General features: G+C 69.7%; 21 protein-coding genes and 1 pseudogene. 13 read left to right on the top strand and 9 right to left on the bottom strand.

The features are described from left to right. Positions 1-415 precede the first annotated feature (415 nt). The 3 genes from lipA to J2S55_RS04580 all read left to right on the top strand — a co-directional run bounded on the left by lipA (position 416) and on the right by J2S55_RS04580 (position 2979). Entirely contained in the window at positions 416-1345 is a 930-nt protein-coding gene (lipA, locus tag J2S55_RS04590; protein ID WP_306857537.1) for a lipoyl synthase, read from the top strand. A gap of 153 nt (positions 1346-1498) precedes the next feature. Then, positions 1499-2179, top strand: coding sequence for a DUF4191 domain-containing protein (locus J2S55_RS04585; protein ID WP_306857536.1), 681 nt, complete (start codon positions 1499-1501; stop codon positions 2177-2179). After that, positions 2179-2979 carry a class I SAM-dependent methyltransferase gene (locus J2S55_RS04580; protein WP_306857534.1) on the top strand — a complete coding sequence of 267 codons (801 nt, stop codon included), beginning with the start codon at positions 2179-2181 and terminating at the stop codon, positions 2977-2979. Before J2S55_RS04585 ends, J2S55_RS04580 begins: the two co-directional genes overlap by 1 nt. Positions 2980-3052: 73 nt before the next feature. Here J2S55_RS04580 and J2S55_RS04575 read toward each other — a convergent pair whose 3' ends face one another. Then, the gene (locus J2S55_RS04575) at positions 3053-3517 is read right to left on the bottom strand and encodes an RDD family protein (RefSeq protein WP_306857532.1); all 465 of its coding nucleotides are present in this window, start codon (positions 3515-3517) and stop codon (positions 3053-3055) included. Between the two features lie 126 nt (positions 3518-3643). Here J2S55_RS04575 and J2S55_RS04570 point away from each other — a divergent pair, with 126 nt between their 5' ends. Both J2S55_RS04570 and glnA read left to right on the top strand, forming a co-directional pair. After that, positions 3644-4666 carry a hypothetical protein gene (locus J2S55_RS04570; protein WP_306857529.1) on the top strand — a complete coding sequence of 341 codons (1023 nt, stop codon included), beginning with the start codon at positions 3644-3646 and terminating at the stop codon, positions 4664-4666. A 250-nt stretch (positions 4667-4916) separates the two neighbouring features. Beyond that, the gene (gene glnA / locus J2S55_RS04565; protein ID WP_306857528.1) at positions 4917-6341 is read left to right on the top strand and encodes a type I glutamate--ammonia ligase; all 1425 of its coding nucleotides are present in this window, start codon (positions 4917-4919) and stop codon (positions 6339-6341) included. Positions 6342-6494: 153 nt separating this feature from the next. On the opposite strand, the gene J2S55_RS04560 is transcribed toward glnA, so the two are convergent. Both J2S55_RS04560 and J2S55_RS04555 read right to left on the bottom strand, forming a co-directional pair. Continuing rightward, positions 6495-6971: an SAM-dependent methyltransferase gene (locus J2S55_RS04560; protein WP_306857527.1), complete on the bottom strand. Its 477-nt coding sequence runs from the start codon at positions 6969-6971 to the stop codon at positions 6495-6497. Between the two features lie 39 nt (positions 6972-7010). After that, positions 7011-8393 (bottom strand): NsdA family TPR-like regulatory protein, encoded by a 1383-nt coding sequence (locus tag J2S55_RS04555; protein WP_306857526.1) that lies wholly within the window; start codon positions 8391-8393, stop codon positions 7011-7013. Positions 8394-8877: 484 nt separating this feature from the next. Between J2S55_RS04555 and amcB the strand changes: the two genes are divergently transcribed. From amcB to J2S55_RS04535, 4 genes are all read left to right on the top strand, one after another. Next, positions 8878-10014, top strand: a complete 1137-nt coding sequence (gene amcB, locus J2S55_RS04550) for a cyclophane-forming radical SAM peptide maturase AmcB (protein WP_306857524.1) — start codon at positions 8878-8880, stop codon at positions 10012-10014. Then, on the top strand, positions 10011-10199 hold the full coding sequence (amcA, locus tag J2S55_RS04545; RefSeq protein WP_306857522.1) for a multiple cyclophane-containing RiPP AmcA: 189 nt from the start codon (positions 10011-10013) through the stop codon (positions 10197-10199). The genes amcB and amcA overlap by 4 nt, the downstream gene beginning before the upstream one ends. A 64-nt stretch (positions 10200-10263) precedes the next feature. Then, a complete protein-coding gene (locus J2S55_RS04540) occupies positions 10264-10926 on the top strand; it encodes a pentapeptide repeat-containing protein (RefSeq protein WP_306857520.1) in 663 nt (220 codons plus the stop codon). A 27-nt stretch (positions 10927-10953) separates the two neighbouring features. Beyond that, the gene (locus tag J2S55_RS04535; protein ID WP_306857518.1) at positions 10954-11664 is read left to right on the top strand and encodes a hypothetical protein; all 711 of its coding nucleotides are present in this window, start codon (positions 10954-10956) and stop codon (positions 11662-11664) included. Between the two features lie 69 nt (positions 11665-11733). On the opposite strand, the gene J2S55_RS04530 is transcribed toward J2S55_RS04535, so the two are convergent. The 3 genes from J2S55_RS04530 to J2S55_RS04520 all read right to left on the bottom strand — a co-directional run bounded on the left by J2S55_RS04530 (position 11734) and on the right by J2S55_RS04520 (position 14327). Continuing rightward, complete coding sequence (locus tag J2S55_RS04530) at positions 11734-12342, bottom strand: hypothetical protein (RefSeq protein WP_306857516.1); 609 nt, start codon at positions 12340-12342, stop codon at positions 11734-11736. A 384-nt stretch (positions 12343-12726) separates the two neighbouring features. Beyond that, the gene (locus tag J2S55_RS04525) at positions 12727-13707 is read right to left on the bottom strand and encodes a hypothetical protein (RefSeq protein ID WP_306857515.1); all 981 of its coding nucleotides are present in this window, start codon (positions 13705-13707) and stop codon (positions 12727-12729) included. Between the two features lie 83 nt (positions 13708-13790). After that, the gene (locus tag J2S55_RS04520; RefSeq protein ID WP_306857514.1) at positions 13791-14327 is read right to left on the bottom strand and encodes a hypothetical protein; all 537 of its coding nucleotides are present in this window, start codon (positions 14325-14327) and stop codon (positions 13791-13793) included. Positions 14328-14706: 379 nt separating this feature from the next. Here J2S55_RS04520 and J2S55_RS04515 point away from each other — a divergent pair, with 379 nt between their 5' ends. Further along, a complete protein-coding gene (locus J2S55_RS04515; RefSeq protein WP_306857512.1) occupies positions 14707-15318 on the top strand; it encodes a C40 family peptidase in 612 nt (203 codons plus the stop codon). A 35-nt stretch (positions 15319-15353) separates the two neighbouring features. Then, positions 15354-16190, top strand: coding sequence for an LLM class flavin-dependent oxidoreductase (locus J2S55_RS04510; RefSeq protein WP_306857509.1), 837 nt, complete (start codon positions 15354-15356; stop codon positions 16188-16190). Between the two features lie 380 nt (positions 16191-16570). Here J2S55_RS04510 and J2S55_RS04505 read toward each other — a convergent pair whose 3' ends face one another. Further along, the gene (locus J2S55_RS04505; RefSeq protein ID WP_306857507.1) at positions 16571-16753 is read right to left on the bottom strand and encodes a hypothetical protein; all 183 of its coding nucleotides are present in this window, start codon (positions 16751-16753) and stop codon (positions 16571-16573) included. 705 nt (positions 16754-17458) lie between these two features. Between J2S55_RS04505 and J2S55_RS48210 the strand changes: the two are divergent. After that, positions 17459-17662: pseudogene (locus J2S55_RS48210) on the top strand (helix-turn-helix domain-containing protein); the annotation flags it as partial. A gap of 156 nt (positions 17663-17818) precedes the next feature. Next, positions 17819-18289 carry a hypothetical protein gene (locus J2S55_RS04500; protein ID WP_306857505.1) on the top strand — a complete coding sequence of 157 codons (471 nt, stop codon included), beginning with the start codon at positions 17819-17821 and terminating at the stop codon, positions 18287-18289. A gap of 73 nt (positions 18290-18362) precedes the next feature. On the opposite strand, the gene J2S55_RS04495 is transcribed toward J2S55_RS04500, so the two are convergent. Continuing rightward, positions 18363-19442, bottom strand: coding sequence for a hypothetical protein (locus J2S55_RS04495; protein WP_306857503.1), 1080 nt, complete (start codon positions 19440-19442; stop codon positions 18363-18365). A gap of 150 nt (positions 19443-19592) precedes the next feature. Then, on the bottom strand, positions 19593-22562 hold the full coding sequence (locus J2S55_RS04490) for a bifunctional [glutamine synthetase] adenylyltransferase/[glutamine synthetase]-adenylyl-L-tyrosine phosphorylase (protein WP_306858557.1): 2970 nt from the start codon (positions 22560-22562) through the stop codon (positions 19593-19595). Positions 22563-22596: the final 34 nt, after the last annotated feature.

Here is a 22596-nt window from a genome sequence, read left to right as displayed (position 1 = left end):
CCGGAGCGGCACGCCGTACGGCCCGGCGCCCCGGGCAGGGCGACACACCCTGCGGCCCGGCGGCCCCGAGCGGCACGCCGTACGGCCCGGCGCCCCGGGCAGGGCGACACACCCTGCGGCCCGGCGGCCCCGAGCGGCACGCCGTACGGCCCGGCGCCCCGGGCAGGGCGACACACCCTGCGGCCCGGCGGCCCCGAGCGGCACGCCGTACGGCCCGGCGGCCCGGACGGGGCCGTCCGCTCCCGGCGGCGGGGCGCTCGACGGCCGGACCAGGCGCGGGACCGGGCCGGTCCGGAGCGCCGCCCCCTCATGTATGGCCATTCTCCGGCGGGACATAAGCTGGGGCGGTGAGCGAGCGTAGCGAGCGAGCGAATAGAAACAGCACCTCGGTCCCGCGACCGACGAAGGAGGTCGCATGACCGTTGCTCCGGAAGGCCGAAAGCTCCTCCGTCTGGAGGTCCGCAACGCCGAGACCCCCATCGAGAAGAAGCCCGAGTGGATCAAGACCAAGTTCAGGACCGGTCCCAACCACACCGAGCTGCGAGCACTGGTCAAACGCGAGGGCCTGCACACCGTCTGCCAGGAGGCCGGGTGTCCCAACATCTCGGAGTGCTGGGAGGACCGTGAGGCCACCTTCCTCATCGGCGGCGACCAGTGCACCAGGCGATGCGACTTCTGCCAGATCGACACCGGCAAGCCCAAGGAGTACGACACCGACGAGCCACGGCGGGTGGCCGAGTCGGTCCAGCAGATGGGCCTCAACTACGCGACCGTGACCGGGGTCGCCCGTGACGACCTGCCCGACGGCGGCGCGTGGCTGTACGCCGAGACCGCCAGGCAGATCCACACGCTGCTGCCGGGCTGCGGCGTCGAGCTGCTGGTGCCCGACTTCAACGGCGACCAGGGCCAGCTCGAGGAGGTCTTCTCCGCCAAGCCCGAGGTCTTCGCGCACAACATCGAGACCGTGCCGCGGATCTTCAAGCGCATCCGCCCCGCGTTCCGTTACGAGCGGTCCCTGGGAGTGATCACCAAGGCTCGCGAGGCCGGGCTGGTGACCAAGTCCAACCTGATCCTCGGCATGGGCGAGGACCGCGAGGAGGTCGTCCAGGCCATGCGCGACCTCCACGAGGCCGGCTGCGACCTGCTGACCGTGACCCAGTACCTGCGTCCCACCCCGCGCCACCACCCGGTGGAGCGCTGGGTGAAGCCCGAGGAGTTCGTGGAGCTCCAGAAGGAGGCCGAGGCCATCGGTTTCGCCGGAGTCCTGTCCGGTCCGCTGGTCCGCTCCTCCTACCGGGCCGGCCGCCTCTACAAGCAGGCCATCGAGGCCCGCCAGCACGCCTGATCCCGCATCTCGGCCCAGGGCCCCGCGCGTCCCGCGCGGGGCCCTGCGCGTTGCCCGCCGGGCCGCCTTCCGAGGCCGCGCACCGGTCTCCCCACCGGCACGCGGCAGGTCACGTTTTCATATCTTGACCCATGGATTTGTATCCTTCAGAACATGGCCAAGAAGCCCGAAGACCCAGAGCGCCCGGGGCGCATCAAGCAACTCCGCATGATCGCTCAGATCATCAAGGAGGCCAACCCCAAGGGGATGCCGATCGTCTACGCGTCGGCGCTCGGCACGCTCGCGCTGTTCATAGTGATCGGCCTGGTCACGGGCTTGTTCTGGTACCTGCTCGTCATCGGGATCATGCTGGCCCTCACGGTCGGCCTGGTGGTGTTCGGCCAGATCGCCCAGAAGTCGCAGTATTCGATGCTGCACGGCCAGGTCGGCGCCGCCGCCGCGATCCTGCAGGGCATGCGCGGCAACTGGGAGGTCACCCCGGCCGTCGCGGTCAACCGCGACCAGGACATCGTGCACCGCGTGGTCGGCTACCCCGGCATCGTCCTGGTCTCGGAGGGACCGGGCAGCCGCGTGCAGAAGATGCTGGTGGCCGAGAAGAAGCGGGTCCAGCGGGTCGCGCTCGACGTCCCGGTCTACGACATCCAGTCCGGTGACGGCGAGGGACAGATCCCCCTGGCCAAGCTGCAGCGCCACCTGATGAAGCTGCCCCGCAACCTCAAGAAGCCCGCGGTCTACGAGATCAACAACCGTCTCAAGGCCCTTCCGCAGACGCTGCCGATGCCCAAGGGCCCGCTGCCCCGCGGGGCGCGGATGCCCCGCCCGAAGATGCGCTGATGGACCTCGCAGGAGTCGACCGGCGTCAGGTGGACGCCGCCGGCACCTCCCGGGCCAACCGCGGCTGGTGGGACGGCGCCGCGGACGAATACCAGGCCGAGCACGGGGAGTTCCTCCGTGACTCGGGCTTCGTCTGGTGCCCGGAGGGCCTCGACGAGGCCGACGCCCGCCTGCTGGGCGACGTCGCCGGCAGAGACGTCCTGGAGATCGGCTGCGGCGCGGGACAGTGCGGGCGGTGGCTGATCGGGCAGGGGGCCAGGGTGGCGGCCTTCGACCTGTCCTTCCGGCAGCTCCAGCACTCCCGCCGGATCGACCTCGACGCCGGCGCGCCGCTCCCGGTGGTCCAGGCCGACGCCGAGGCCCTGCCCTTCGCCGACGGGTCGTTCGACCTGGTCTGCTCGGCCTTCGGCGCGCTGCCGTTCGTGGCCGACGCGGCGGCCGTGCTCGCCGAGACCCGCCGGGTGCTGCGCCCCGGCGGCCGTCTGGTCTTCTCCGTCAGCCACCCGGTCCGCTGGGCCTTCCCCGACGATCCGGGCCCCCGCGGGCTGACCGCCGACCGGTCCTACTTCGACCGCTCGCCGTATGTGGAGATCGGCGACGACGGGCGGCCGTCCTATGTCGAGCACCACCGCACGATGGCCGACTGGATCGGGCTCATCGTCACCTCGGGCCTGTCCGTCGAGGGGCTGACCGAACCCGAGTGGCCCGACGGCCATGACCGCGAGTGGGGCGGCTGGAGCCCGCTGCGCGGCCGTCACCTGCCGGGCACCGCGATCTTCACCTGCGTGCGGCGGGCCTGAGCCCCGCCGCTCCGCCCGCCTGTCCGTCGTCCGTCTGTCCGTCTGTCCGGACCGCTTTTGGCGCCCCGCGGACCTACAGGCGCACGACCACGGTGTTCGCCGCCCGGTCGTGCAGGCCCCGCTGGTCGCGGTCCCAGATGAGGGCCGGTACGGCCAGGCACAGCAGCAGGGTCCGGACCAGCACCGCCACGAGACCCGGACGTCCACCGCCGAGCGCGGCGACCCGGATGCCGAACAGCCGCATGCCGAAGGTCATGCCCATGGTGCCCACCAGCACGATGTATTCCACCGCGAAGATCGCGAGCGGGACCCAGCCCTGTTCGGCCGGGTTCACCCGCAGGAGCCCCTGCGCGATGGCCCAGGTGCAGATCAGCCAGTCGATCACGATGGCGCCGATCCGGCGGCCGAACCCCGCGACCGCGCCGCTGCCCTCCTGGGGCAGGCCGAGCCGTTCCCCCGGGTAGCCCAGGTCGACTCCGGCCGACCTGACACCGCCGAGCCAGGTCTGGGTCCAACGGGGCTGCTGCCTGCTGTTCATGGCTAAACGGTATCCGCCCGGCGGACCGCCCCCGCATCCGCCCGAGCCGACTACCCGGATCACCCGGAAGCCGTACATCATGTGGATCAACCGTCTCTCATGCACATCCCTCGGAGCACCCCCCAAGTGTCTGACATAGATGACATAGACCGGCGTTTCGCCGCGCTCACCGCCCAGATCAGCCAGGAAGAACGCCGGAGGATGAGCAGGGCGGCCAGGCGGGGGCAGGCGCGCCCGCCGCGTTCCCGGCGCCGCCGGAGGCGGATCGCCGCGTTCACCGTGGTCGCCGTGGTGGCGGGCGCCGGAGTGTACGTCGCCTACCGCCCCGAGGTCGTCGACCGGATCCGGACCGCCCTCACCGGCCAGGCCCCCGGCGTGGCCGGCGCCCGGGACCCCGGCGCGGCCCCCGAGGAGACCGCGCCGGCCGCCGTGGAGCCGGCGCAGATCTCCCCCTTCTACGGCTCACCCGCCGAGAAGTACGCCGACGGCGTCGAAGGACTGGTGATGCCGCCGGCCAGGGCGATGGGCGGGCTGAGCGCCAAGGAGGTGTCCGCCGCCCTGAAGCGGACGGTGAAGTTGCTGAAGGCCTCGAACCTGGACCGCGGGGTGCTGGCCGGCGGCAGGCCCACGGAGCTGATCGGCCTGCTCGACCCCGAACAGCGCAAGCGCTTCGTCAAGGAACTCGACCGTCCCGGGAAGGACGGGTCCAACAGCCGGTGGTGGGTGACCAGCCTGGCACCCGGAACGGCGGAGCTCGCCGTCGAGACCGTCAAGGTGGACGGCGACGCCCGGCTGTCCGCCTTCCGCCGCGACGGCCGCCCGGGGATCCGGGTCAAGGTGAACCACCTGTTCGTCTACGCCGTCCGGCGGCCGGGCCGGCCGGACAGCACGATGCGGCTCGTCAAACACAGCATGGGGACGCTGGAGGCGTGGAAGGACGGCGGTCGGCTCCGCTTCTGGCTCACCCGCTGGAACAGCGGCATGGTCTCTCCCGCGCGGTGCGACATCGACGACGGCTTCGTGCGGCCGCTCTACCCGGACTCCGGTCCCGGCGGGGAGGCGGAGAAGGCCACCGGTCCCCTCCAGGACCCCTACTCCCGCGAGGACGACCCGGAGCACGAGGACTGCGTACGGGTGTCGCGGACCTGAGGAGCCGGAGGGCGCGGGCCAGGGACCGGACGGCCCAGGTCCGGGAAACGGATGGTCCGGAGGTCCGGAAACGGACGGTTCAGACGTGAAAAGTCCGGCAAAGGACGGCCCTTCACGCCCGCTCCGGCGGGACGCGGGGCTACCGTGAAGGCGGCTTTCCCTTAACACGAGTGAAACAGACGAGACACGGGGCGGTAACGGCACAGACCTACGTTCGGCTCTGATGGCCCGTGCCCCTTGGGAGGTTCGCGTGTTCAACTCCGCCGACGACGTCCTTAAGTTCATCAAGGACGAGGGGGTGCAGTTCGTCGATGTCAGGTTCACCGACCTGCCGGGGACGACGCACCACTTCACCTTTCCCACGGAAAACTTCGGAGCGAACGTCTTCACCGACGGCCTCATGTTCGACGGCTCGTCGATCCGGGGTTTCCAGGCCATCCACGAGTCGGACATGCTCCTGCTGCCCGACCCCACCACGGCCGTGCTCGACCCCTTCCGGCAGCACAAGACGCTCAACATCAACTTCTTCGTGCACGACCCGCTGACGGGCGAGGCCTACAGCCGCGACCCGCGCAACGTCGCCCGCAAGGCCGAGGAGTATCTCAAGGGCACCGGCATCGCCGACACGGTCTTCTTCGGCCCCGAGGCCGAGTTCTACATCTTCGACGACGTGCGGTTCGAGACCAGCGCGCACGCCAGCTACTACCACATCGACTCGATCGAGGGCGCCTGGAACACCGGTAAGGCCCAGGAGGGCGGCAACCTCGGTTACAAGCCGCGCTACAAGGGCGGCTACTTCCCGGTCCCGCCGATGGACCACTTCACCGACCTGCGTTCGGAGATGGTGCGCAACCTCATCGACGCGGGCATCGACGTGGAGATGCAGCACCACGAGGTCGGCACGGCCGGCCAGGCGGAGATCGACTTCCGCTTCAACACGCTGCTCAAGGCCGCCGACACCCTGATGCTGTACAAGTACATCGTCAAGAGCACGGCCCTGGCCCACGGCCACACGGTCACCTTCATGCCCAAGCCGATCTTCGGTGACAACGGTTCCGGCATGCACTGCCACCAGTCGCTGTGGAAGGACGGCGAGCCGCTGTTCTACGACGAGGTCGGCTACGCGGGCCTGTCCGACACCGCTCGCTACTACATCGGCGGCCTGCTCAAGCACGCCCCCTCGCTGCTGGCCTTCACCAACCCGACGGTGAACTCCTACCACCGCCTGGTCCCCGGCTACGAGGCCCCGGTCAACCTGGTCTACTCCCAGCGCAACCGCTCGGCGTGCATCCGCATCCCGATCACGGGCTCCAACCCGAAGGCCAAGCGCATCGAGTTCCGTGTTCCGGACCCGTCCTGCAACCCCTACTTCGCCTTCGCCGCCCAGCTCATGGCGGGCATCGACGGCATCCGCAACAAGATCGAGCCGGTCGAGCCGGTCGACAAGGACCTCTACGAGCTCCCTCCGGAGGAGGCCCGTAACATCCCGCAGGTCCCGGGCTCGCTGACCGACGTGCTCGCCGCCCTGGAGGCCGACCACGAATACCTGCTGGAGGGCGGCGTGTTCACGCCGGACCTGATCGAGACCTGGATCTCCTACAAGCGCGAGCACGAGATCGACCCGATCCGGCTCCGCCCCCACCCGCACGAGTTCGAGCTCTACTACGACGTGTGACGGCGGGGTTCTCCAGCCTCGGCGACCTTCCTGGAAATGGGCGCTGAGCTGGAGAAAACCTGTCGTTGGTTGTCATTGCTGAGCAACGTCGACCGGAACAGAACGGCCCGGCACCGCGATCGGTGCCGGGCCGTTTCTGCGATTGACCCGCGCTCAGTTCTGCAGATCGTCCCAATAGTCTTTGAGCATCTCATTCGGCCAACTGGGCTCGCGCACTTCGCCGCGCGGGCCCATCTCCTTGAAATAGGGCGCCAGATCGAAGACGGGGCTGCCGTCGATCGCGTCCAGGTCGGCCACGTGCAAGTCCAGGCCATCAACCTTCAGAAGCCGCGGGAAGGACTGCGCAAGCTGATTCGGCCTACGGTGGTTACGGTGAACAAACGTTCCCGTGGCCGGCCATTTAGGGTTGTTGCGTGGGCTCCGAGCGTGCAGAGCGACATCTTCGGGCGAAGCCTGGTGGAAGTGCCAGACGACCAGCAGGTGGGAGAACTCCTCAAGACCCTGGACGACCTCGACGGGGAAGTCGGGATTCAGGCGGATGATCGCCGTGCCGCTCCAGTGGTCGTCGGTGGGTTCGGTGCGTCCGCCGACCACGGTGCCGATGGGCTTGATATCCAGCGACTGAGCCATATGGTTGCCCTCATCCCTTCGCCGTGACTCGTAACGGGATCAATCTACGTGGGTCAGGCACGCAGCGGCTCGCGCGTCCAGCTCAGCGACCGCCGATATCCCTCGGCGCCGGTACGGGGAGAGAAGGTCACGCATGTTGACGACCGCTTGCCGCGCCCGCCCCGAGTAGATGCCCTCTTCCATCGCGTCGAGAGCGGTGCTCCAGGTGGCACACGCCTCTTCCACGCCGCCAGTGGCGACCTGTATCGCCCCCAGGTATCCAAGCGTCACCACGTGTGTGCGACGGAAGGCGTCTCCTCGGGTCCGGACGCTGCGTCGAAACTGGCGGATGGCGCCCTGTCGGTCCCCGCAGTCCCGCAGGGTGCACGCGGTTTCGTGAGCCAATGAGGCTTCCCCGAAAAAGAACGTGCGCTGCGGTTCCTCAATGTCCGCGCCGGCCGAAGCGAGATCGTTCTCAGCCCTCAGCAGGGCCTTGGCCGCATCCTGCTTTCTGCCGTTCGCGGCCAGAGCACGGGCATGGACGACACCGAGCAACGCCCGCTCCCGAGGCGTGGCACTGGCGTAGCGCCGGCCCTGCATGGAGGCTGTCGACAGATCGAGGCCCTGCGTAACGAACCCGAGGTCGATGGCTTGGTGCGCCATGGCGCGCAGGATGTGGCCGCTCAACGGCGCGTTGTCAGCCCGAGCGGCCAGCTTCACGGCCAAGATGAAGTACCGCTGCGCCAGAGCGTGCTTACCGTTGTCAAATCCCATCCAGCCCGACAGGTAGGCCAACTCTGCGACGGCGGAGAACATATCACGCCGTACTTGCTCGTCAAGGAACGTCCCATGGAGAAAGGCGGCAACGTCCGACTGCAGGTATTGCACCAGCGCTTTCCTGCCGTGACCACCGCCGCGCCGCTGATCGATTCGAGAGAAAGCCGCAGTGAGCTCTTGAACGGTCACCACATCACCACGCCCGACCCGCTGATGCTTCGTCGGCGCGGACGGCTGCTCGGCCATCTTCTCCCACCACCCCCGCCCCGGCAGCGCAAGGGCGGCCACTGAATACACCGCCCCGCTCAGAAGGCTTCTGCGCTCTGAGTTCACGTCCGTTCTCCCCAGGTCAGTCAGCGCGATCAGTGGATCGACACGCCACTCCAGCGCCTCCTGTGTTGGCGCGTCGGGAACTGTGAACCCGAGCTCATCTGGTGTGATGATGCGCTTCAGGCGACGAGACAGCGCCTGGCACAGGATTATGGGAGCTGCGCCTGACGGCTTCGTCCCGGCCCCCCACATGCTGACGTGGGAGCGGCCTATGCAGGTGTAATCGAGCAGATTGCTCTCTTGCGCGACACGGTTGAACGCATTCGCCGCTTGTGCCCGTGACCAGCCCGCCTCTTGGAGGAGTACGGCGAGCCGCTCATTCCGTTCGCTCGCCACAATACGCCTCCGCATGACAGAACGAATCTTCAACCGCCTTGATCAACCTGCACCTGCGGTATGTATATCTCCCGCATTGCATTGATCACCATAGTCGCCGACATCGGTGTTCTCATGACGAATAACGAGAAGCCTGACCGGATCCAATAAACGATCTTTGACCACTTTGACCACCGTACAGGCCTTGACCCCATACTCAACGCTCTCTGATCTTCGTAACTTGGGCAGCGTGGACGACGAACGCACCACCTTGTCATTCGGCCCCGACTTGGCCGGAATTCTGCCGTCATTTCTCGGTGCAGAGACGAATGACGGCCGATGCCTGTGATGGGCGTGGGGCCGCGGTCACCCGGCAGAAGAAGATCGCCTGACGGGTGGTCTCGTGATCGAGAACCCCCGCATGCCCGGACGGCACCGCGAGGGCTCAACCCTCGCCACCGTGCACCACGGCTCCTTCTCCACTCCATGAAAGGAATGGCACGAGATGGAAGGACGATTAGAGTTCGATCGGTGGTTCGGCCGGGCCCGGACCTTGGTCCTTCAGCCGACCACGCTGTGCAATCTCGATTGCGTGTACTGCTACCTGCCGCACCGGCGCCTCAACAATGAGATGACCCCCGAGGTCGCTCAGGCCGTTGCCGACTCGGCTGCGGAACTGACCGACCCCGGCACCCCGGTGGACATCGTGTGGCACGGCGGGGAACCCCTCGCCCTGGGCCGACGCAAGTTCACCGCCCTGCTCGCGCCGTTCGAGGACCTCCGTCAGGCGGGCCGGATCCACCACAGTGTGCAGACCAACGCCACCCTCATCGACGACAAGTGGTGCGACCTGCTCACTCGTTACCAGGTCCACGTCGGCGTCAGCATCGACGGCCCCGCGGCCTTGAACGCCCGACGGGTGGATCTGCGCGGCCGGCCTGCCTTCGACCGGATCGTGCGCGGCATCCGCCGCCTCCACGATTACGGCATCCGCTTCAGCTTGATCGCCGTCGTGGGGGCCGAAGGCATTGATCAGCCGGTCGCACTCCTGGACTTCCTCGCCGAGCTGGGGCCGCACACGATCGGCTTCAACGTGGAGGAGATGGAAGGCGTCAACGACCAGCGGTGCGGGATCGCCCAGGACCAGGCCGAACGGTTCTGGAAGGGAGTCATGGACTGGCGCAGGACCCACAGCGGAGGGCCCGCGCTGCGGGAGCTCGAGCGGCTCGCCGACTACCTGCGCCTTGCCCGCAGCGGGCAGCGCGGCGAGTGGTGCAGGTACGGCCTCGATCCGATTCCGACGGTGTCGACGGATGGAGACGTGGTACTGATGTCGCCCGAGCTGGCCGGCATCAGGGATGACGCCTACGGCGATTTCCTCGCCGGGAACGTCCGCTCTCAGAGCATCGCCGGCATGTTGGATCAGGCGCACCGGCTGCGCTACGTCGCCGAGTTCATGACCGGCCTGTCCCGGTGCCAGATGGAATGCGAGTTCTTCGACTTCTGCCGCGGCGCCCAGGCATGCAACCGCTACTTCGAGAACGGCAGCTTCGCGACCACGGAGACCGACTACTGCCGACTCACCCGTCAAGCCCTCGTCACCGCTCTGTACACCTCGCCCCAAAAGGAGATCGTGGCATGACCATGCTGGAGTACCTGGCCACCACGGATGCGAACGTGGTTGACGACCTGATCGGCGCCGGCACCCTCAAGACCCCCGATCCGCTGCAGGCCGCCAAGTTCGACAACAAGCCGAGCTGGGACAACGGCAAGAAGGGCGGGTTCGACAACAGGCCATCCTGGAACAACTGGTCCAAGAAGAAGTAGGAGATGACCGTCGTGGGCGCGGTGACCCCGCGCCCACGACGGGACCGATATGGAAGACAGGGCAATGGAGACACGCACCGTACGCCAGACGAGCGTTACGCTGCCCGACCTGGATGACGCCGACCTGAACGAGGTCGATTCGCTGGAAGGCGAGCACGGCACGCTGCGCGACTTCCGATACGCCGACGCCCAGCTGCGTGAGCTTCCCCTGTCGGGGACCCAGCTCATGGACGGACATATCACCGGCCTCATCACCCAGCGGGCCCGTCTGGAGGACCTGCGCCTGCACTCGGTGGAGTTCTCCGGCTGTGACCTGGCCGGCGTCCGCTGGGAGGGCGGCAAGCTCTCCCGCGTCACCTTCACCGACTGCAAGCTGCTCGGTGCCGTGTGGGAGAACGTCACGCTCGACGACGTGGTCTTCGAACGGTGCAAGCTGGACTACGCGACCTTTACACAGCTCCGCGCCGTAGGGTCGACGATCTTCACCGACTGCTCGTTACAAGAAGCGCGTTTCAGCGGGTCTGACCTGAGCGACGTGGCGTTCGACAGCTGCGACCTGCACCTGACGCAGTTCGACGGCGGCGCATATCGCGACTGCGACCTGCGCGGCAACGACCTGTCCGGCCTTCGCGGTGTGAGTGCGCTCAAGAAGATCATCATCGATCGGTCGCAGCTTCAGGGCCTCGCCCAGGCGTTCGCGGCCGAGCAGGAGATCACCTTCGATTAGGGCCTCGACGACCAAGGAGTCGGAGACATGGGCTTACAGCTGCTGTTCGACCAGTTCAGCGACATCCAGGGGCGTATCGAGATCGGGAACGTCAGGCAGGCGGGGGACGCGGCGGGCTATGACGACGGCGTGGCAGTCGTCCCCCAGGGGGACTGGACACCCCTCAGCAGCGTGGAAGCCGACCGGCTGCGACCCGATGACGCCACCCCGGCCAGCGTGGTGATTGAGCTGGTTGCCCAGCCTCTGCCGGTGTTCGCCTCCGACGATCTACAAGGCCGTGTGAACGCCGCGTCCGCCCTCGACCCGCTGCAAGGCCGCTGGCCGCGCAGGCGCCTCGCCTGCACGGACAGCCCGGCCGGGCTGCTCACCAGCACCGAGGATTCCACGACTGGCCACCGGATCGGACTGCACATCGACAACTTCGACCGGCTGCCCTGTCCCGTCCGGCAGAACAGCCGCCGGCGCTTCTGCCTCAATCTGGGGCCCGGCACCCGCTATCTCCTGGTCGGCGACCGGGACATCACGGAGATCTGTCGTGTCCTGGGCCGTGACCAGGAACGGCACTGCCCGCACACTGACGACCTGCGCCGTTACGTCGCGGAAGGGCACCCGCTGCGGTGCCTGCGCATCCGGCTGGAGCCTGGCCAGGGGTACATCGCCCCTACGGAGTTCCTGCCGCACGACGGCTCCACCAGCGGCGTCCAGACGTGGTCACTGGCGGCTTTCTGGCTGGGTTGAGAACGCAAAAGAGGCCCGATGCTTTGATCGGATTCCCGTGCCCTTCATCGCCGGTCGGGGCAGCGCTGCTCAGCGTTCCCAGGCTCCGGCGGGGATGCTGTAGAAGGTACGGGCCGGTGTCCACCACTCCCGATCCGCGAAGCGTCCCGTGATCCGGCCGACCACGCACCACAGGGTGTGGACGTCATGCTCAAGGTCACCGTCGGGGTCGAGCGCCAGCCCCTCGGTGAAGGGCCGGTAGTCGGGGAGGGACATGTATCCGCCCTCCTCGTACGGTGGATTGACATCGCCGAGCAGTTCGCCGTCGTAGTGGAGGTACAGCGGCTCGAGCCCTTCGCCCACCTCGCCCCAGTATTTGATCTGGAAGGCTCGCCGCTCTCCGAGATTGTCGAGCGCGGGATGGGTCGAGGACAGCCCGAAGGCGAAGAGATGGGTCCAGCCCGGCGCGTGCGGGCCGATCCAGATGCCTTTCGCCGGAGGGCCTTTGTACGTTCCCGCGAGCGTCGTCACGTCGCACTCCAGGCGTGAGCCCGGGTCCACGCGGAATCGGCCGGCCAGTTCTTCCGGGTCGTCGCTCTCCGCCCAGAGGGCATGGAAGCCGAGCTGGAGTCCGCGGCCGTGCTCGACCAGCAGGTCCCACTGGTTCTCCGCGGGAAGAGCCTGTTCCGTGTCCGTCATTGTTCGCATCCTGCTGTCCAACGGGAATGCGGGGCTGCGCTCGGCAGCCCCGCATTCGATGGCCGGTCAGTTCACGATCTTCACCCAGAACGGGCTGTCGCTGGTCTTGGTGATGGTGTTTTCAGGGTCGTGGTCGAGAAGGCGACAGTGGCCGTAGAACGCCTTCAGCGCAGCTCCATGATCCTCGTTGCGGTCTCCTCGGATCCCCTGAGCGGTAGGGCGGGTAGGTGAGGGCGTCCGTCGCCGGGTTCAGGGCCTGCTCGCATGGGCGCCGGCCATGGTCCGGCGTCGTGCGTGTCACCCCACGGTGGCCCGGCGTCGCGCGTGTCACCCCATGGGCCGGCGTCGTGCGTGCCACCCCATGGGCCGGCGTCGCGCGTATGGTCACACGGTCGGCCGGCCGCCTCCGCCGTCGGCACCGCTCAGGGCGTGGGCCGCGGCGCGCACCTGGGCCCGGTAGCGCCGGCGCGCGTGTCTCGCCAGGAGATACAGGCCCGCGGCCGTCAGGACCACGGCCGCCAGCCAGTGGAGCGGGAGGACGACCACGGTCGCCGTCGCGGCCGTCGGCGTCCCGCCGGGGCCGGGGATGGACACGGCGGCCCGGCACAGGCACCACAGGGGCGGGTCGAAGGTGGTGGAGATCTCGCGGATGGCGCCCCGGCCCACGGTGAAGTCGGGGAAGGCGACGCTCTCCCCGTTCACCCGCAGCCGCAGGCGGTCGTCGCCGCGGAAGTCGCGGTGCACGGTCCCGGTGTCGCGCACCGTGGTGGTGAAGGTGAGGGGCCCGCCGAGCGCGAAGCCCGGGGCGCGCAGGCCCGTGACCTCCGCCGAGTCGTCGACGGGTCCGGGGACGGCGATGTAGACCGGGGCGCCGATCCCCCGGTTGACCCGGATGTTGCCGGCACCGGTGCCGGCGGGCACCATGAAGATCAGGGCGAGCTGGTGGTCTCCTGGCTCCGGGGCGGACGGCACGCTGATCCGGACGGACACCGACCTGGTCCTCCCCGCGGGCAGACGGAAGCGGTCAGGGGTGACGGTGACCCAGTTGCTGGCGGAGTAGGGGGCCTTGGGCTGGAAGAGCAGCGTCCCGTCCAGGTCGGGCTTGAAGTCGGCCTTGCGGACCTCGACGTCGACCGGGCGCTCGCCCTGGTTGACGACCTGGAACCGCTGTTTCTCGTCGATGTCACCGGGCTGGACGGCGAGGCGGGTCGGGCTCACCGTCAGCGAGAAGTCCGTTCCGGGTGTGGGCGGGGCCGATCCCGCGCCGGCCGGACCCACCGCCAGCGGACCGGCCGGACCCACCGCCCACAGCAGGAACGCGCCGGCCAGGACGGCGGCGCGCCCGCGCCTCGGCCATACAGTCACCTTCGGCTCTCCACAATGCCGCTGTCCGGGTGGGGGATGAGGGGCCTGCCGCCGGGGTCCGCCTGCAGGGCCGCGGGGTCCGCCTACAGGGTGGTGGCCACGTAGGTGAGGGTCGCGGAGTAGGTGTCGGGGCGCACGAACGGGATCGTGATCCGGTAGTCGTGCTCGAAGTCGTCTCCGGTCGAGGCCGACGGACCGGTCTTGCGGTACAGCTCGACCGGGCTCCCGGAGGTCAGCGGGACGAACGCGCCGCCGGTGACCTGTTCCACCAGCAGCGAGCTGATCGGGATGGTCTCGGGGTTGCCGCCGGTGCCCTGGAGCTCGGCGGACGCCGGAGAGACCGTCACGGTGTAGCCCGCGAAGTTGTTGGTCGTCACGGTGAACCCCACCGGGGTGGCGGTCTCGACGGTCTCCGTGGGACGGCCGGTGAGGGTGAAGGAGGGGGTGAGGTTCGTCAGCGTGATCGAGCCGAGCACCTCGACGTTCGCGGTGACGGTGTCCGAGTCCGTCTCCCCCGGCGCGGCCTTGGCCGCCGAACTCGTCTCCCCCATCGACATGGCGATGCCGGCCACGAGCATGCCTGTCACCATCGCCACCCGGCCTAGCCGTTTTCTTGACATCGCCGATGCTCCCGTTCCATCCGGATAGATGACCAACTGGGTTGGTTACGTCACCGAAAGTAACATCATGGCAGGGATGCAGCGGAGATTGGTCACCGTGCGTAATACGGCGTGTCGTGACTTACCCAGACCCATCACATACTCGGGCGACCCGGCGGTGCTCCGCGGGCCGTTCCGGACACCCGCGTGCGGCATGAGGGCACTCCGTCAGGAGATGACCGTTTCCCCACATCGCCGGCGTCATCGGCGCCGTCCTCCTCGCCCCTCCCCCGGTGTCCTGCCCTCGTCGTCCCGCCTTCGACGGTCGCCTGCGGCGCGGAACAGCGGCGCATTAGGCAGAATGATCCTGATTTACGGTGATAAATCGAGGTGGGTGGACATGGCTGGGACGTCCCTGGGCGGACGGTGGCACCCGAGGATCTCCGAGCATCGCCGGCCGCTGGCCGCTGCGACCGTGCTGGTGGGGACCTTTCTGGCCGTCAGCGGCTCGGTGCCGCTGCTGCCCGTCGTCCTGAACCGGGTGACCGCCATCGCCTACGCGATCCAGGCCGGGCAGGAGCAGCCGGGCTGGCCGGGCGGGGCGATCCCCTACTCCTGGGGCGGTGGTCACGACGACGCCCCCGGCCCTTCCTTCGGCACCTGCCAGGGCTACAGCGGCGCGATCCGTCCCTGTCCCGCCACCAAGACCCTCGGCCTCGACTGCTCCGGGCTGGCCAGATGGGTCTACCGGCTGGCCTACGGCCGTGACGTCCTGGGGCCGGGCAACACCGACGACCACATCAGGCGGCTGACGGAGGTGTCCGCCGCCAAGGCGCGCCCGGGTGACCTGGTGTTCTACGGCAAGATCGGCAAGCGCTCGGCGAAGACCCACCACGTGGGCATCTACATCGGCCAGGGCAGAATGATCAACGCGCTGAAGACCGGCACCGAGATACGGATCGACTCGCTGAGAGCCGTGAAGGGCTTCGCCGGCTACTTCCGTTACCTGTAGAGACATCCGTACTTGTGGAAAGCCGTAGGAGAGATATGCGCCTGGGCGTGATGTTCGACCGCGATCTGCCCCCGGAGTCACTCATCCCCTTCTGCCGCCATCTGGACGCGGCCGAGGTGGAGGACGTCTGGGTGGTGGAGGACCTGGGCTGGACCGGATCGATCTCGTCGGCGGCCACCGCGCTCGCCGTCACCGAACGGCTCCGCGTGGGCATCGGGATCACCCCGGCGCCGCTGCGCAATCCGGCCCTGCTGGCCATGGAGCTCGGCAACCTGGCCCGCATGCATCCCGGCCGCCTGGCGGCCGGGATCGGCCACGGCGTCCAGGACTGGATGCGACAGGTGGGCGCGCTGGCCCCCTCGCCGCTGGCCCTGCTGGAGGAGACCATCGTGGCCGTGCGCACGCTGCTGCGCGGCGAGACGCTCACCCTCCAGGGCCGGGCCGTACGGATCGACGGGGTGAGCCTGGTGCATCCGCCCGCGACCGCCCCGCCGGTCCTCGCCGGGGTCGTACGGCCCCGCTCACTGGAGCTGTCCGGGCGGGCGGCCCAGGGCACGATCCTACCCGAGGGGGTCGGTCCGGCCCAGATCGCGGCGGCACGGGAGCTGACCGGCGGCGACGGCCACGAGCTGGTGGTGTTCACCCACCTGTACGTCGGCGACGACGCCTCGGTGGGCGCGCGGCTGGCGGCCGGTTCGGCGGAGTTCCTGCACGTCGACCCGGACGAGGTCGTGATGGCGGTGGGCTCCCCCGCGGCCGCCGCCGACCAGGTCAGGTCGTTGTGGGAGGCGGGGGCCGACACGGTGGTGCTCCGTCCGTTCGGGCCGGACCCCCTGCCCCAGGTCGACCTGGTCCTGGCGGAGCTGCGCTAGGCGGCTGGTGTCAAGTGATCGATTTGAGACTGCGGACCGGCCGCCGGAGCCGCTCGATTCCTCGGCGCGGCCCGGCTCAAACGCTTCCGGATCCTTCGTGAGGAGTCATCGGCGAGCGGCGTGAGGCTCTGCGCGCCGGCCGGTGAACGCAGGTCAGACGGATCGGCTCTGATGGGGGTGATCCCGTTCACCCGCCGGTCCACCGGGACGCTCCGTGCCCTGCCGGGAAGGGCCCGGAACCCGGGGCGGCCGCCCGCGCCCGGCATCCCGGCGCCCTGTCCCCGGCATCCCGGCGCCCCTGTCTCCGGGATCCCGGCGCCCCTGTCCCCGGCATCCCTTCAATGATCACTCAGGCGCCGACGACCACGCCGGCCCCTGGGTCACCACCACCCGGTGGTGCACCGCGATTCGCCCCCGACGATCCTGCCGCAGGCGCGGAAGACATAACTGCTGCTCGAGTAGTTCACCACCTTGGCCGCGCTCGTGTTCGGCAGGCCGTCGCGCTGCACGGAGAAGGGACCGCACTGCACGTGGCCGTTCCCCGAGGTGGTGCTCCAGTCCATCCAGACCAGGTCACCCTGCTTGGTCGAGCCGGAGATCCTGGCCCACCCGTGATCGGCGCCGTTGACCTTGCCGACGTGCAGTTCCGCCCTCCTGCCGCCCCCAGGTCCACGCTCTTCTTGATCGATCCGGACTTGTCGTGGGGGATGCTGACGAACTTGTAGGTCGTGCAGTCCTGGATGGTCGCCTGCGCGGAGCTCGCGGGGATGATCGCCATGGCTCCGGCGGCGATGACTCCCGAGGCGGCGACGGACAGAATCCGGTGGAACGACTTCACTTTTCCTCCGAGCTGGATCGTCTGTACTGGAATTCGAATGCGCGGGTCCCCTTAATGAGGGCGCCGCCGGCCGGTCCCGGTCCCTTTCAGGGCCGGCCGGGAACGCATGTCAGGAGACTGGAATGCCGGGCCGGATTTCGGCGCCGACCGCTCCAACCGCCTCTGTCCGGCCCGCCGGGGACGATTTCACGGAGCGCATGGCGAAACCTCTCGGCCCACGCGATTCCGTGTCATCGGCCCCGTCGTCAGAACCACGCCGGCGGCAGGACTGACGTTTTCAGCAGGCATCGACCCAGGGCAAGAAATGCTGTCCGATTGGGACGCTGGGATGTCTCCACCTATCATGATCTGGAACTTTGCCTGCCCCCTGGGATATGGGTGAGACGACTCCTCAGCGGTGGGCGGCTCAGCGCGACGGCGGGAGGGAAAGATGAAACGGACAGAAGAAGCCGAACAGCTCGCTGCGCGGCTCCGGATTCTTAAGGGGCGTGCCGGAAGCAGTTTCGAGGCACTGGCCGGACGGACCGGGATCAGCCGTTCCAGCCTCCACCGCTACTGCGCGGGCACGAAATTCCCGGCCAATTACGGTGTGATTCACGCATTCGCCACGGCGTGCGGCGCGAGCGCTGAGGAGTTACGGGAGTTGCACCGGCTGTGGGCTCTGGCCGACGCCATGCGATCCTCATCCGCGCCGTCCGCGGCTCCCGCCGGGCGTCAGGAGACCGGGCATCAGGAGACCGGCGGGGTGGAGACCGGCGGGGCGCGGACGCCGCGGACGCTCATGTCTCCGTTGCGGACGCGCCCCCGTGTCCGGCTGCCGCTGGTGGTCTCCGCGGTGACGGCCTGCATCGCGGCGGCCGCCGCGGCCTTTCTCACCATGCTCGACACGGACCGCAAGAACAGGGAGCCGACGATCACGCAGAGCGGGCCGGGCACCGCTCCCACAACCATCCCGGTGCGGGTCTTCAACATCGAGGGTGACTGCAAGAGCCGCGAGGAGCGGGTCCCGGCCTGCAGTATGGGCCTGGCCCGCGACCCGCGGCTGAAATACGACACCGACAACGTGGTCAGCCACCGTGTGTGGCACGACGACATCCTGAACGCCGACTGCGTTCTTTACGACGGCGACCGGGTCGAGGACGAGACCGGCGTCGGGACGACGCGCTGGTTCCGGGTCCGGATCGACACCGTGCCCGGCGGCTCCGCCTGGCTGCCCGCCGTACGCACCCATGACAGCCCGGCACTGCCGACCTGCGCTTAGATGCTGAGCCGCTGATCCGCTGATCCGCAGGCGAGGCACCGACCACGGCCGGCCGGTCTCCGTCGCCGCCGGGCTACGGGCGGTTGCCCCGGATGCCGGTCAGCCGGCGCAGGACGTCCCACCAGAAGGAGGCGCCGAACAGCAGCGCGACCACGCTGATCAGGTAGCCGGGCCAGTGGCCGGGGGTGATCAGGCGGTCCCACCAGACGCCGCCGTTCCAGTTGAAGGAGGGATCCTCCGAGCCGTCGGGGGGGATCGTCACGCTCACGATGGCGTGGTCGAAGATCTTGACCAGGGCCGGGGAGCTGAAGGACTCGGTCACGCAGGAGTACGGTTCCACGGCGCCGGCCACGGCGCACTTGTCCTTGAGCGCGGCCAGGCCGTCCTGGCCGCCGCCGGCGATGGCGGCCACCCCGGCGCGGTAGGCGTTGTCGCGCAGCAGGGTCTTGCCGTACTCCAGCGCGTCCATGCTGAACAGCAGCGTCAGCACCAGGCCCAGCGCGAAGACCACCCACTTGACGTAGCGGCGGTAGAGCGTGGACAGCCGCTGCATCTCCCCGTCGAACCAGGACTCCACGCCCTTGCGGAACTTCCCCATGTCCCGCTGCGCGCCTTCCCAGACGCCCCTCAGGTGCCCGGCCAGCGGGCTGCCGATGGCCTCCAGCTTGGTGAGCAGGCCCTCGACACCGCCCTCCTCGGCGGAGACCAGCTCCATCATCGCCCCGGAGAAGCGCTCGGGCGGGATGTCGGCGATGCTGGTCCGCGCTCCCCGGGGCCGGTCGATCTCCTGGAGCCGGCCGTACAGCCGGCCGGTCATGTCGACCGGCGGCGCGGGCGTCTCGGTGGCGAGCACCACTTCGGGGTCCACCGGGACCGGCTCGACCACCGGCGGCGGGGGCTCCGGATCGTGCCTGGGACGCGGATCGTCCTTGGAGAAGGGCAGCCTGGCGAAGACGTCGGCCACCTTCGCCGGGATCCACGAGCGGCCCTCCTGCGGGCCGCCGTCCATGGTGTCGCGGAGATAGGCCCACAGGAACTTGCTGCGGATGCCGAACAGCCTGACGAAGCCCTCGTTGACCCCGCTCACCAGAAGCGACAGGAACAGGAAGGCCAGCACCAGGCCGATGGCCAGATCAACGTAAACAGATATCAAAATGGATCACCCGCACCGTTGATACACGCCTGTCCCGCCAAGCGCAATGCCCTCCGCGCGGACGGATCGGCCGGCGTGACGGCGGGCCGGACCGGTCTTCCCGGAAGATCCAGCTCAGCCCTTGTAGAAGGCTCAGTCTTCCTGGAAGGCTCAGTCCTCGTAGAAGACGCGCTCCACGACCCGGCGGGCCCGGCGGGTGACCCGGCGGTAGTCGTCCACGAGGTCCTCGCTGCTGTCGGGCGGATAGCCCAGGGCGCGGGAGATCAGCGCGCGCTCGCGCAGGTCGCCCGGGATGGAGTCGGCGGCGCGGCCCCGGACCAGGACGATGGCGTCGCGGATGCGCGAGGCGGACCGCCACGCCTGGGCGAGCGAGGACTCGTCCGCGGCCGTCAGCAGGCCCTCGGCGACCGCCGCGCGCAGCGTCTCCAGGGTCCGGGTGGTCCGCAGCGACGGCAGGCGTCCGGCATGGCGGAGCTGGATGAGCTGGGCCACCCACTCCACGTCGGACAGCCCGCCCGGGCCGAGCTTGGTGTGCAGGGCCGGGTCGGCTCCGCGGGGCAGCCGTTCGGCCTCCATCCGCGCCTTCAACTTCCTGATCTGCAGCACCGCCGCGTCGGGGATGCCGCCGGCCGGGTAGCGCAGCGGGTCGGCCAGCGCGAGGAGGGCCGCGCCGAGCTCGGGATCGCCGGCGGAGAAGCGGGCGCGCAGCAGCGCCTGGGACTCCCACGGCGACGACCAGCGCCCGTAGTAGGCGGCGTAGGAGGCGAGCGTGCGCACCAGCGGCCCCTGGCGGCCCTCGGGGCGCAGGTCGGGGTCGATGAGCAGCGGCGGGTCGGGGGCGGGCAGGGCCAGCAGGCGGCGCAGCTCGTTGGCCACCGCGAAGGCGGCGTCGGTGGCCTCCCTCTCCGGGACCCCCGGGAGCGGCCCGTGCACGAACATCACGTCGGCGTCGCTGCCGTAGGAGCATTCGAACCCGCCCAGGCGGCCCATCGCGATCACCGCGAACCTGGTGCCCAGGGGGACGCGCCGCTCCATCTCGACCTTGCTGATCGCGGCGTCCAGCGCGGCCTGGACCGTCGTGTCGTTGAGCGTGGACAGCGCCTGGCCGACCTTCTCGATGTCGATGTGCCCGGTGAGGTCGGCCACCGCCGTGCGGAACAGCTCCCTGCGCCGCAGCCCGCGCACCGCGGCCACCGCGCTCTCGGCCTCCGCGGGGTGGCGGCCGACCGTGGCCCGCGCCTCCGCCAGCAGCGCCTCGGCGGGCCGGGGGACCAGCTCCGCGTCCGAGCCGAGCATCGCCACCGCGTCGGGGGCGTGCAGCAGCAGGCCGGTGACGTAGCGGCTGGTCCCCAGCAGCCGGGCCAGCTGCGAGGCCACCGCGGTCTCGTCGCGCAGCAGCCGTAGGTACCACGGGGTGGCGCCGAGCTTGTCGGAGATCTGGCGGAAGCCGAGCAGGCCGCCGTCGGGGTCGGGGGCGTCGGCGAACCAGCCGAGCATGACGGGCAGCAGGGTCCGCTGGATCGCCGCGCGGCGCGAGACGCCACTGGTCAGCGCGCCGATGTGGCGCAACGCCCCGGCCGGGTCGGTGTAGCCGAGCGCCTCCAGGCGGGCCTGCGCGGCGGCGGCCGACAGCCGGGTCTCCGACTCCGGCAGGCGGGCCACGGCCTGCAGCAGCGGCCGGTAGAAGAGCTTCTCGTGCAGGCGCCTGGCCTCCATCGCGTGCCGCTTCCACCGGGTGGTGAACTCTCCCACCGGGTCGCTGGTCATGCCCAGGCTCCGGCCGATCCGCCGCAGGTCGGCGCTGCCCTCGGGCACCACGTGGGTACGGCGGAGCCGGTGCAGCTGGATCAGGTGCTCGACCCGGCGCAGGAAGGTGTACGCCTCGGCGAGGGCCTTGGCGTCGTCTCTGCCGACGTAGCCGCCCCGGGACAGGGCGGCCAGGGCGGAGAGCGTGGCGCGGCGGCGCAGCAGCGGGTCCAGCCGGCCGTGGACGAGCTGGAGCAGCTGGACGGCGAACTCGATGTCGCGCAGGCCGCCCGGCCCGAGCTTGAGCTGGCGTTCGGCCCCGTCCCCGCGGACGTGCTCCTCGACCCGGCGGCGCATGGCCTGGACGTCCTCGACGAACCTGTCACGGGTGGCGGCCTGCCAGACCATCTCGTTCATCGCCGAGACGTACTGCTCGCCGAGCTCGGAGTCGCCCGCCACCGGGCGGGCCTTCAGCAGCGCCTGGAACTCCCACGTCTTGGCCCAGCGCCGGTAGTAGGCCTGGTGGCTGGCCAGGGTGCGGACCAGGGGGCCGGCCTTGCCCTCGGGGCGCAGCGCGGCGTCCACCTCCCACAGCGACCCCTCGGGGGTGCTGGCCGAGCAGGCGCGCATCATGCCCTGGGCCAGGCGGGTGGCGAGCCGGAGGGCCTGGGTCTCGTCGACGCCCTCGCGCGGCTCGGCCACGAAGACGACGTCGACGTCGCTGATGTAGTTGAGCTCGCGCGCCCCGCACTTGCCCATGCCGATGACGGCCAGCCGTACCGAGCCGGGCTCGGCGTGCTCGGCGCGGGCGACGGCGAGCCCCGCCTCCAGCGCGGCCCCGGCCAGGTCGGACAGCTCGGCGGTGACCTCGGCGAGCGAGACCACTCCGGTGACGTCCCGTGCGGCCAGCCGGAGCAGGCGTCCCCGGTAGGCGACCCGGAGCGCCACCAGGGTGGCGGTGCCCGCGTCCGCGGCCCGCGGCTCGGGGTCGTCGGGCTCGGCGCCGACCGCGGCCAGCAGCTCGGCGCGGAGCTCCTGCGCGCTGGGGCGCCGTACGGCCGGCACGCCGCCGAGAAGGCCCCAGTGCCCGGGATGCTTGACCACGTGGTCGCCGAGCGCGGAGCTGACGCCGAAGACGCCGAGCAGCCGGGCCCGCAGGCCGGCGTCGGCGCGGAGCGCTCCGAGGACGCTCGGGTCCTGCTCGGCCAGCCGGCTCAGCGAGGTGAGCGCCAGGTCGGGATCCGCCACGGCGACCAGGGACTCCAGCAGCCCGAGGTCGCCGGCCGCATCGGGCCCCAGCCCGTCGAGCAGCCGCTCGGCCCTGGCCCCGTCGGCGAAACCGATCCTGGCCAGCCTCCCGGCGGTCGTCTGCATGCGGGGCACGGCGCTCACCGACCCTCCGTCGTCG

This window comes from Streptosporangium brasiliense, assembly GCF_030811595.1.
Classification (GTDB): Bacteria; Actinomycetota; Actinomycetes; order Streptosporangiales; family Streptosporangiaceae; genus Streptosporangium; species Streptosporangium brasiliense.
This window is presented reverse-complemented; position numbering and strand designations above follow the sequence as displayed.

Excerpts from the sequence above, each read along its gene's own strand:
- lipA (WP_306857537.1), top strand. The coding sequence starts at position 416 with ATGACCGTTGCTCCGGAAGGCCGAAAGCTCCTCCGTCTGGAGGTCCGC.
- J2S55_RS04585 (WP_306857536.1), top strand. The coding sequence starts at position 1,499 with ATGGCCAAGAAGCCCGAAGACCCAGAGCGCCCGGGGCGCATCAAGCAA.
- J2S55_RS04580 (WP_306857534.1), top strand. The coding sequence starts at position 2,179 with ATGGACCTCGCAGGAGTCGACCGGCGTCAGGTGGACGCCGCCGGCACC.
- J2S55_RS04575 (WP_306857532.1), bottom strand. The coding sequence starts at position 3,517 with ATGAACAGCAGGCAGCAGCCCCGTTGGACCCAGACCTGGCTCGGCGGT.
- J2S55_RS04560 (WP_306857527.1), bottom strand. The coding sequence starts at position 6,971 with ATGGCTCAGTCGCTGGATATCAAGCCCATCGGCACCGTGGTCGGCGGA.
- amcB (WP_306857524.1), top strand. The coding sequence starts at position 8,878 with ATGGAAGGACGATTAGAGTTCGATCGGTGGTTCGGCCGGGCCCGGACC.
- amcA (WP_306857522.1), top strand. The coding sequence starts at position 10,011 with ATGACCATGCTGGAGTACCTGGCCACCACGGATGCGAACGTGGTTGAC.
- J2S55_RS04540 (WP_306857520.1), top strand. The coding sequence starts at position 10,264 with ATGGAGACACGCACCGTACGCCAGACGAGCGTTACGCTGCCCGACCTG.
- J2S55_RS04535 (WP_306857518.1), top strand. The coding sequence starts at position 10,954 with ATGGGCTTACAGCTGCTGTTCGACCAGTTCAGCGACATCCAGGGGCGT.
- J2S55_RS04530 (WP_306857516.1), bottom strand. The coding sequence starts at position 12,342 with ATGACGGACACGGAACAGGCTCTTCCCGCGGAGAACCAGTGGGACCTG.
- J2S55_RS04520 (WP_306857514.1), bottom strand. The coding sequence starts at position 14,327 with ATGTCAAGAAAACGGCTAGGCCGGGTGGCGATGGTGACAGGCATGCTC.
- J2S55_RS04515 (WP_306857512.1), top strand. The coding sequence starts at position 14,707 with ATGGCTGGGACGTCCCTGGGCGGACGGTGGCACCCGAGGATCTCCGAG.
- J2S55_RS04510 (WP_306857509.1), top strand. The coding sequence starts at position 15,354 with ATGCGCCTGGGCGTGATGTTCGACCGCGATCTGCCCCCGGAGTCACTC.
- J2S55_RS04505 (WP_306857507.1), bottom strand. The coding sequence starts at position 16,753 with ATGGACTGGAGCACCACCTCGGGGAACGGCCACGTGCAGTGCGGTCCC.
- J2S55_RS04490 (WP_306858557.1), bottom strand. The coding sequence starts at position 22,562 with ATGCAGACGACCGCCGGGAGGCTGGCCAGGATCGGTTTCGCCGACGGG.